The sequence below is a fragment of the Novosphingobium sp. B 225 genome (genome assembly GCF_002198665.1).
Classification (GTDB): domain Bacteria; phylum Pseudomonadota; class Alphaproteobacteria; order Sphingomonadales; family Sphingomonadaceae; genus Novosphingobium.
The window spans coordinates 20,023-29,111 of sequence record NZ_MWLM01000040.1 but is presented as its reverse complement, the minus strand read 5'-3'; the positions used below and the strand labels follow the sequence as shown (position 1 = coordinate 29,111).

Sequence of the window (9,089 nt, the reverse complement as noted above, 5' to 3'; positions counted from 1 at the left end):
CCACCCCCGCCGCCGCGCCTGCTCCGGTCGAGGTCCTTCCGCCTGCCCCGACCGCCGCGGGCGAGGACAGCATCGGCGCGCTGGTCAAGCGGATCGAGGCCTATCGCAAGGCCCGTCAGGTGGTCGACGCGCAGCCCCTGGCCGACAGCCCGCGTCTGCCGCTGGGTGAGGAGCATGCGCTGCAAGTCCCGCCCGAGGCGCGCGCGTTCGATTTCGCCACCGATGCGGCCGGCCGGATCATCTGGGCGGATCCCGGCGTCGCGCCGATGACCATGGGTATCCAGCTAGACCGCGAAGGGCTGGCCCCGCCGGCCTTGCGTGAGGCGCTGCGCCGCCGCCAGCCGCTGCGCGCGCTGCATCTGAAACTTAGCGGTGCGCGGGCGATTGCCGGGCAATGGCAGATCGATGCGGCCCCGGCCTTTGATCCGCTGACCGGGCGCTTTACCGGCTATCGCGGGCGGATGCGCCGCCCGGCTCCCGCCGCCGCTGCGGCTGTCAGCCCCCTGCCCCCGCGCGATAGCGAAGCCGATCGGCTGCGCCAGATGCTGCACGAATTGCGCACACCGGTGAACGCGATCCAGGGCTTTGCCGAAGTGATCCAGCAGCAGCTGTTCGGCCCCACCCCGCACGAATACCGCGCGCTCGCCGCCGGGATCGCGGGCGATGCCGCGCGGATGCTGGCCGCGTTCGAGGAGCTGGAACGGCTGGCCAAACTGGATAGCGGAGCGCTTGACCCCGAACCGGGCGAAACCGATCTGGCGGCGCTGATCGCCGCCACGGTTGCCCAACTCGCCGCACACACCCGCTCGCGCGGGAGCGGCTTTGCAGCGAAAATTGAAGAACCGGTGCTGCCTGTGCCGCTCGCCCGGATCGAAGTGGAACGGCTGGTCTGGCGCCTGCTCGCCACCCTGGCCGGAACCGCAGCCCCAGGCGAGGAACTGAAACTGAAGCTGCGATCCAAGGACGGTGCAGCCCGCCTGACCGTGCAATTGCCTGCCGCACTGGCCCGTCTGGATGACAAGGCGTTGTTCGCCGCCGCCACGGGCGCAGTGCCACAAGTGATCGCCGCCGGAGTGTTTGGGGTCGGCTTCGCCCTGCGCCTCGCCCGCGCCGAAGCGCGTGCTGCCGGGGGCAACCTCGAACGGCGCGATGACCGGTTGCGGCTGGAACTGCCGGGGTTGACCGCGGCCCCTTCGGATCATAGCCATAGGCCAAACAGCGACACAGCCTGACACAGGGCGACAGGGGACAGACAGACAAGTGGTGCAGACCCGGATCACGGACTTGCCCGATGATGCGGAACCGGTGCGTTTCGCCTCCGGTTTTGGCCAACGCTTCATCCTGACGGTTGATACCGAAGAGGAATTTGACTGGACCAAGCCGATAGCCCGCGAAGGCTATACGGTGCACAGCGTGGCGCGGCTCGCCAAGTTTCAGGAATTCTGCGAAGGTCAGGGGGTCTGCCCGGTCTATCTGGTTGACTACCCGATCGCCACGTCCCCCGCCGCGGGCGACATTCTGCGCGATGCCATCAAAGCGGGAAAAGCCGAAATCGGGGTTCAGCTGCACCCCTGGGTCAACCCGCCGTTCGAAGAAGAAGTGATCGAACGCAACACTTTCGCCGGCAATCTTCCGCCCGAACTTGAACGCGAAAAGTTCATGCGGCTGCGCGCCGCGATCAAGGCCAATTTCGGCGCCGATCCGCTGATCTACCGCGCGGGGCGCTATGGCGTAGGGCCGAACACGGCCGCGATCCTTGCCGAAGGCGGGATCGCCATCGACACTTCGGTGCGTGCGCGGTTTGATTACAGCACGGGCGGCGGCCCCAATTTCCGCGATTTCCCGGTCCGACCATATTGGCTGGATCGCGAACTGGGACTGATGGAACTGCCGCTGACCACGGTGTATTGGGGGCTGCTGCGGCAAATGGGCCCATGGCTCTATGCCAAGATGTGGCGGGTGCCGCGCCTGCGCGGTGCCCTCGCCCGGATCGGCATGCTTGAACGGATCCCGCTGACCCCGGAAGGCGTCACTCTGGAAGAAGCCGTGCGCGGAATCGACATTGCCGTGGATGAAGGACTGCCCGTGCTGGTCTTTTCATTCCACAGCCCTTCGCTGGCCCCCGGCTTCACCCCATATGTCCGCACCGAGGACGATCTTGATGACCTGTACGAATGGTGGCGGGGCGTTTTCGCCTATCTCGCGCACCGCGGCGTGACCCCGGTCAACGTTGCAGAACTGATGCGCGCCGTGGCGCTTGCCTAAGCCTTCCCGGCGGGCTAGGGCCGCGCAGTCCGGCAAGGCAGCCTTGGCTGTTGCGGCGGTAGGGGCCTGTAGCTCAGCGGTTAGAGCTGGCCGCTCATAACGGCTAGGTCGCGGGTTCGAATCCTGCCGGGCCCACCACCACCGGCCTGCCGGCGGACATGAAGTACCAGGGTCGGGGAGTAGCGCAGCCTGGTAGCGCATCTGCTTTGGGAGCAGAGGGTCGCAGGTTCGAATCCTGTCTCCCCGACCAACAACCTAATTTCAGCCATTCCCGATCAATCTCAAATCATCCCATAAATGTTTGATTTACATTGATTTATGGCCAATTTCCCATCCCATTCCGCATCATTCAGGCCCAGGCAAGCCCGTTGGTAAGCTGGTAATCGCGTTGGTATGATGGTACTGTCTTTTCAGTTACCAACATGCTCACCGACACCGCCATTCGCGCCCTGAAACCTGGCCCTCGCCCGATTAAGAAATCGGATGGAGGCGGTCTTTTCATTCTCGTCACGCCGGAGGGCAGCAAGCACTGGCGTCTGGCCTACCGATTCCTTGGCAAGCAGAAGCTGCTCTCTGGAGGCCCCTACCCGCTCGTGAAACTCGCCGATGCACGCAAATGGCGTGACGAAGCCAAGCTCGATCTCCTTGCAGGGCGCGATCCTTCGGCGGTGAGGAAGGCTGCCAAGAAGGCCCTAAAGGCTGCTTCGGAGAACTCTTTCGAGACCATCGCCATGGAATGGATCGACGCACGCCGCTGCGCCTGGTCGCCTCGCTATGCCAAAGTTATCGAAACCCGGTTGCGCGAAGACATCTTTCCCGTGCTCGGCCACGAAGCGATTGCCGAGATTGACCCGCAGATGCTGCTGGCGGCGCTTCGCAAGGTCGAGGCGCGCGGCGCAATTGAGATGGCCCACCGGGTTCGCAATTATTGCAGCGAAGTGTTTCGCTTTGCGATTGCGATGGACAAATGCCGCAGCGATCCGAGCCGCGACATTGCTCCGGCAATGAAGAAGCCGCCGCCGGTCCAGCACCGAACCAAGGTCGAAGCGAAAGACCTTCCTGCTTTCTTCGCCCGGCTGAATCAGGACCAGGGCGAGACGATGAGCCATCTTGCCTTACGCTGGACCATGCACACTATGGTCCGCACGCAGGAAACCCGTTTCGCGGAGTGGAGCGAGTTTGAAGGGTTGGACACGGCCGAGCCGCTTTGGCGCATCCCGCCCGAACGGATGAAAATGCGCACCGAGCACATTGTCCCTCTGTCATCGCAAGCCGTGCAACTCCTGCGCGAAATCGAGAAGGCCAACCGGTTTCGGGCAGCCGGCAACGAGCGGTTGGGCAAGTTCCTCTTCCCGGTTGCGAGCAGCAAGACTTGCACGATCAGCGAAAACCGGATGCTTGATGTGATGTATCGCATCGGCCTGCGCGGGAAGGCGACAGTTCATGGCTTTCGCGGACTTGCGAGCACGGTGCTCAACGAATCCGGTCAGTTCGAACCCGACTGGATCGAAATGCAGCTTGCTCACGTCCAGCGCGGCGTGCGCGCCGCTTACAACTCGGCGCGTTATCTAAGCCAACGTCGGGAAATGATGACCTGGTGGTCCAATTATCTCAACAGGGCAGAGCTTGCCGGACTTCGCCAAGGCATTCAGACCGCCGCCTGACCGTTTGGCTGCATTGCGCTCTGCGACCGACCATAGCTGACTGGATCAGCAATCCAGCCGTTGACCGCTGACTCATGCCAGCCCGCACCGTGAATGCTGATTCTTACCTGAGCCGGGAAAGTTCCTTCGGAGATCTTGCGGTAGAGGGTTGAGCGGGAGAGCCCTGTGCGGGCCAAGACGGTCTTGAGGCGGATGATGCGTTCGGTATTCGACATTGGGCAGGTCCTGTGTAGTAGCTCAGCCCCTTCCTAGAGAACATAATGGGAACTTTTCGTCTTGTGGCAAGGGGGAATTCGACTTCGTCTTTCAGTATGAAACCCGCAGTTCTACCCTGCTGGCTAGAAATGGAACATCTATGGAAACCTGGGGAAGCAAGCGGACAGGATGCACGCTGGTGAAGCGAGTCGGTGCCAATTCCATTTTGCTCTCAGTGTTGCAGGTTTCGCACACACGAATCAGGGCCAGGACGTCCGACTTGTTGGACAGTCCGGTTAGTCCGCTGCTCAACTCGCAGATGCGGTTAGCGGCCCTTCATTCATCACGTGCTCTAGGGGCAGCTTCGCGCCTCATGTCAGCCGTTCGGGACTCAATTGGTCAGTACCCGAAAGCGGTCATTTCATCGTCACACGAAGGGCGGCGGCTTGGCGGCGGTGCAGGAGTTGACCTGCGCTTTGCGGTGCGAGCGGACACTCGGCAGTTTAGGCAGCCGCCGCGGAGGACATATTTTCTCGGTAGAGCTGCCGATCCGCTTTCGGCCAAAGCTCGCCGACATTCCTAATTCCCGAAATGCCGCAGCACTTCATTCTTGAACTCGAGCGTCAAGCGCGAGGGCCTTGAGACATTCGATACCGCAAAGGCATATTCATGGAGGATCGGCGGGTCGAAAGTGCGCGTCACCAGCGGCTGGTGCAGATAAGGTTTCACCAGCAGTGCATTGAGGATCGCCATGCCATTTCCGTGCGCCGCCAAAGCGCAGGCTGAGCCATGGGTATGCGTTTCGACCGCGACGACAGGGCGCAAGCCAAAGGCCGCGAAACTGGTATCGACCTGCGTCCGCCAATAGCGTCCGGCGCCGAGCAGGATCAACGGATACTGGCCGATATCGGCGGGCGTGATGGTATTGAGCGACGCCAACGGGTGATCCTCGTGCATGACGCACACCGAACCGCTCGATACGATCTGCTGGATGGCAAGATCGCTTTCGTCGGTCGGCAGTTTCAGAAACCCGCAGTCGACATAGCGCATCGCAATCATCGTCCGAGCGGTTTCGACGCTGCGCGAATCGATGCTGAATTCGACGCCGAGGAAGCGTTCGCGAAATCGCGAGACGATGTCGGGCAATATGCCTTCGGCAAAGCTGGGCGGCGCGACGATGCGGATCGTCCCTGCCGAATAACCAGCGATATCGCGGACCAGACTGTTGAACCGGTCGAGGCTGGACAACGTCAACTCGACTTCCTGGATCAGCTTGATACCGTCGGCGGTCGGGACCAGCTTGCCGCGATCGCGATAAAAAAGATCGAAGCCGACATTCGCCTCCAGCTGGGCGATCAGGCGGCTGACGGCCGGCTGAGACAGCGACAGTTGCTTGCCCGCGGCGGTCGCCGATCCGGTTCGCATAATCTCGGAAAACACGCGCAGCGCGCGAAAGCTGACATTCTTGTCGGGTGACAGACCGGGCGGTGTCGGCAGCTTGTCCATCAATTCGCCACGACGGGCAGCAAAACCCGCGATGCCTGTCCGGGACCGAAATATATGCAATTTTCGGCGGGCTGCGGCGGTTGGTCGGCCAGGCGCCAGTCACTGTTCGGGTTAATGTCGAAATGCGGGAAATTGCTGCTCGCGATCTCGACGCGGATCCGGTGGCCCTTTCTGAACAGATTGCTCATCGGGAAGGATCCAATTTGCACCGCATAGACTTTCCCAGCCTCCATCGCCTCGGGCACCTCGAAAGAATTTCGGAACCGCATTCGCAATATACCGTGCGCGATGTTGAGCGCATAGCCCTCCGGATAATCGACACTCGGCGGATAGACGTCATCGACCTTGATCGTGAAGTCGGTATCGACCGCGCTTGAGCTGACGAACAGTTCGGCCACCACCTGACCCGTCAATTCGACATCGGCGTCGAGCGGATCGGTGTCGAACACCAGCACGTCGGGACGCTCGGCGAGCGGGCGATAGGGGGGCTTCGATCCAAAGAAATCGGGGCTTTCGCGTTGATTAAAGCCGCCGGCGTCCATCACCGGCGCGCCCGATGCAATTGCGCCACCGACGGTCGGCACAGGATTGAACGGATCGTGGGTGAACTTGGCATGTGCCAGGGCGACCGCAGGCTGCTCGCCTAGACGTCCATCATCCCGCAAATGGAGTGGCCGCATGGTCACTTCGGGTGGCGGCCATGCCGACGCAGTGCGCCAGCGTCCGCCATGGTCTATCCGACCGCTGGCAAGGCGGCGGCCCGACCCGCCGCCCATGGTGAAGAGATAGACAGCATCGGGCAGCGGGTCGGCGACATCGGCGCGCTTGAGATGATGGTCGAACCACGCGCGGCGCAGCGCGGTGTAATCACCGAACTGAAAATCGAGTGTCGATGCGGCTCCGAAATCCGCATCGCCCGAAAAGGTCAGCGACCGTTTGCCATGCGTCCATGGACCCATGATCAATTTGACCGGCCCGCGTTTGCGGCCGACCAGCCCAGTGAAATTCTCGATCGCTGTCAACGCATAGGGATCGTACCAACTCGACATATGCACCATCGGCACATCGGCGAATTCGTCGTACCAGCCGCGCGCATAGATGCCGCGCTGTTTCCAGAAATCGGTAAAACGATCCTCGTTCCACTGTTCTAGGATGAAGGCTTCATACTCCGGCGCCGCGCTGATCGGCGAATGGCCGGGTGCCCAGCGATCGACCCCGATCCAGTCGCGGATATCCTGCCCCTCCAGCGCCGCGCGCCGGGCCGGATCGATGGCCGTCTCCCGCGCCAGCAGCGCATGTTTCTGCGCCCAGGTCAGCTGTTTCAGCTCATAGGCGCCGCCCTGTCGGATGCCGCTATGATAGGCGCTCGAAAAGCCGCCGGAATCGAGAAACATGGCGGAAAGGCCCGGCGGATCGAGCGATGCCATCGCCGCCTGGACATGCGCGCCATAGGACAGCCCCAGTGTGCCGATCCGCCCGTTGCACCAAGGTTGATCGCGGATCCACGCGAGCGTGTCGGCGCCGTCCTCGGCTTCGGACAGATATTTGCGAAAACGGCCTTCCGACGCGTAGCGCCCACGGCAATCCTGAATGACAAAGGCATAGCCGTGCGATGCAAATATCCGGGCGATCTCGGGTTTCGACAGCGGCTCTATCGCTGCGACCGAAAAGTCGGCGTGGTTGGTCCCGTCCTTGTCGTAAGGGGTGCGCTCGAGCAGGACCGGCAGCGGCGCATCGAATGCGCCTGCGGGCAGGTAGATATCGGTCGCCAGATGGACGCCGTCGCGCATCGGCACCATCGCATTGCGGATCATGCCGCTCGGCTCTGCCGCGCTCATTGCGCGAGCACCGCATATGTCGCAGGTGCGCCGGGGCCGATGGGCCAATCAAAACTCGTCCAGACGGCGATCAGCGACAGACCGGTGATCCCGATCGCGATCGAAAAGGGCAGCATCATCGCGACGAGCGACCCGACGCCGAAATCCTTGCGCCACCGCTGTGCCAGCACGAGGACAAGGACGAAGTTCGCGGCGACGGGAGTCACGATGTTGAAGATGGAATCGCCCATGCGATAGGCGGCGGTCGTCATTTCGGGCGACACGCCGAGCAGCATCAGCATCGGCACGACAATCGGCGCCATCGCGCTCCACTTTGCCGAAGCCGAGCCGATGACCAAGTCGAAGACCGACGAAATCAGCAGTAGTAGGATCAGCAGAACGGGCGGCGGCAGCTGCTGCGCGCGCAGCCAGTCGGCGCCGTTGATCGCCATCACCGGACCAAGGTTCGACCAGGCGAACATCGCGATAAAATGCGCGGCGAAGAAGGCGATGACCAGAAATGGCGTCATGGTCGCCAACCCCGCCGTCATCATCCGCACGACATCGCGATGCGATTTTATCGACCCGGTCGCCGCGCCATAGGTCCAGCCGCAGATGAGGAAGAGCAGCATGAACGCCGCGACGAGCGAGGCATAGAAGGGGCTGTAACGCGCCGGGCCGGCGGCCGTATCGTCAACCAGCGGGGTGTATCCAGGCCATAGCGTGAGCATCGCGAACAGCGCGGCGGTCGCCAGCGCGGCGATGCCAGCGCGCCGAAGGCCCTTTGTTTCGCCCTCGACCGTCGCCTCGGCGGGGTCGTCGCCTTCGGGCGGAGTGCCGCTCCATGAACCGAGCCGCGGCTCGACGATCCGGTCGTTCACATACCAGGTGACGGGAATCAGCAAGATACCGAGCGCGGCGGTGAACCACCAATTGCCCAAGGGATTGAGCATATGGTCCGGCACCAGCAGCGCCGCCGCCGACTTGGTGATGCCCAGCATCAGCACATCGAACTGCCCGGGAACCAGATTGGCGGCGAACGCCCCCGATATACCTGCATAGGCGATCGCCATTCCGGCCAGGGGGTGCCGTCCCGCGGCGGCAAAGACAATCGCCGCCAGCGGGATAAGCACGACATAGGCGGCGTCGGCGGCCTGATGCGACAGCAGCCCGATCAGAAAGATGGCGGGACTGAGGAAGCGGTTCGACACGCCGCGCATCGCGCGCGTCATCAACGCGGTGAACAGCCCCGACCGTTCGGCGACCGCCGCCCCCAGCATCACTACCAGAATCAGTCCGAGCGGCGGGAAATGGGCCATGGTTTCGGGCATGCTGGTCAGAAGCTGTGCGACATTGTCCTGTGACAACAGGCTTTTGGCGACCAGTACCTCGCCCGTGACCGGATTGATCGCGCGCCAGCCAAGCCCTGCGGCCACCACCGACACCGCGACGAGCAGCGCGATCAGGCCCAGAAAAATGAATACCGGATCGGGCAAGGCATTGCCCCAGCGTTCGACCCGGTCGAGCCATTTTCCCGTTTTTCTATCCGCTGGCATTGCCCTGCCGCCCTGCAAAATGTCCACCGATGCCAGTCCCGCGCAACGCCGCACTGAAAGAGACCGGCATTGCGCGGATGCCTTGC

The 9,089-nt window shown here is 62.6% G+C and carries 7 protein-coding genes and 2 tRNA genes; 5 read left to right on the top strand and 4 right to left on the bottom strand.

What is annotated here, in order from left to right; translation table 11 throughout:
- The 5 genes from MNBBLIKP_RS07305 to MNBBLIKP_RS07285 form a co-directional block, all read left to right on the top strand.
- On the top strand, positions 1–1,232 hold a 1,232-nt coding region (locus MNBBLIKP_RS07305), incomplete at its 5' end, for a sensor histidine kinase (protein WP_140420545.1).
- Positions 1,233–1,260: 28 nt separating this feature from the next.
- On the top strand, positions 1,261–2,265 hold the full coding sequence (locus MNBBLIKP_RS07300; protein WP_088308990.1) for a polysaccharide deacetylase family protein: 1,005 nt from the start codon (positions 1,261–1,263) through the stop codon (positions 2,263–2,265).
- Between the two features lie 62 nt (positions 2,266–2,327).
- Positions 2,328–2,403: transfer RNA gene (locus MNBBLIKP_RS07295), tRNA-Ile, on the top strand.
- Positions 2,404–2,438: 35 nt separating this feature from the next.
- A tRNA-Pro gene (locus tag MNBBLIKP_RS07290) sits at positions 2,439–2,515 on the top strand.
- A gap of 172 nt (positions 2,516–2,687) precedes the next feature.
- The gene (locus MNBBLIKP_RS07285) at positions 2,688–3,929 is read left to right on the top strand and encodes a tyrosine-type recombinase/integrase (protein WP_088308988.1); all 1,242 of its coding nucleotides are present in this window, start codon (positions 2,688–2,690) and stop codon (positions 3,927–3,929) included.
- Here the strand turns inward: MNBBLIKP_RS07285 and MNBBLIKP_RS07280 are convergent.
- From MNBBLIKP_RS07280 to MNBBLIKP_RS07265, 4 genes are all read right to left on the bottom strand, one after another.
- Positions 3,914–4,144, bottom strand: coding sequence for a helix-turn-helix transcriptional regulator (locus MNBBLIKP_RS07280; RefSeq protein WP_088308986.1), 231 nt, complete (start codon positions 4,142–4,144; stop codon positions 3,914–3,916). The genes MNBBLIKP_RS07285 and MNBBLIKP_RS07280 overlap by 16 nt on opposite strands.
- Before the next feature lie 559 nt (positions 4,145–4,703).
- Positions 4,704–5,630: a LysR family transcriptional regulator gene (locus MNBBLIKP_RS07275; protein WP_088308984.1), complete on the bottom strand. Its 927-nt coding sequence runs from the start codon at positions 5,628–5,630 to the stop codon at positions 4,704–4,706.
- Positions 5,630–7,468: a CocE/NonD family hydrolase gene (locus tag MNBBLIKP_RS07270; protein ID WP_088308982.1), complete on the bottom strand. Its 1,839-nt coding sequence runs from the start codon at positions 7,466–7,468 to the stop codon at positions 5,630–5,632. The genes MNBBLIKP_RS07275 and MNBBLIKP_RS07270 overlap by 1 nt, the downstream gene beginning before the upstream one ends.
- On the bottom strand, positions 7,465–9,030 hold the full coding sequence (locus MNBBLIKP_RS07265) for an AbgT family transporter (RefSeq protein ID WP_254912949.1): 1,566 nt from the start codon (positions 9,028–9,030) through the stop codon (positions 7,465–7,467). The genes MNBBLIKP_RS07270 and MNBBLIKP_RS07265 overlap by 4 nt, the downstream gene beginning before the upstream one ends.
- Between the last annotated feature and the right edge of the window lie 59 nt (positions 9,031–9,089).

Excerpts from the sequence above, each read along its gene's own strand:
- MNBBLIKP_RS07285 (WP_088308988.1), top strand. The coding sequence starts at position 2,688 with ATGCTCACCGACACCGCCATTCGCGCCCTGAAACCTGGCCCTCGCCCG.
- MNBBLIKP_RS07280 (WP_088308986.1), bottom strand. The coding sequence starts at position 4,144 with ATGTCGAATACCGAACGCATCATCCGCCTCAAGACCGTCTTGGCCCGC.
- MNBBLIKP_RS07275 (WP_088308984.1), bottom strand. The coding sequence starts at position 5,630 with ATGGACAAGCTGCCGACACCGCCCGGTCTGTCACCCGACAAGAATGTC.
- MNBBLIKP_RS07270 (WP_088308982.1), bottom strand. The coding sequence starts at position 7,468 with ATGAGCGCGGCAGAGCCGAGCGGCATGATCCGCAATGCGATGGTGCCG.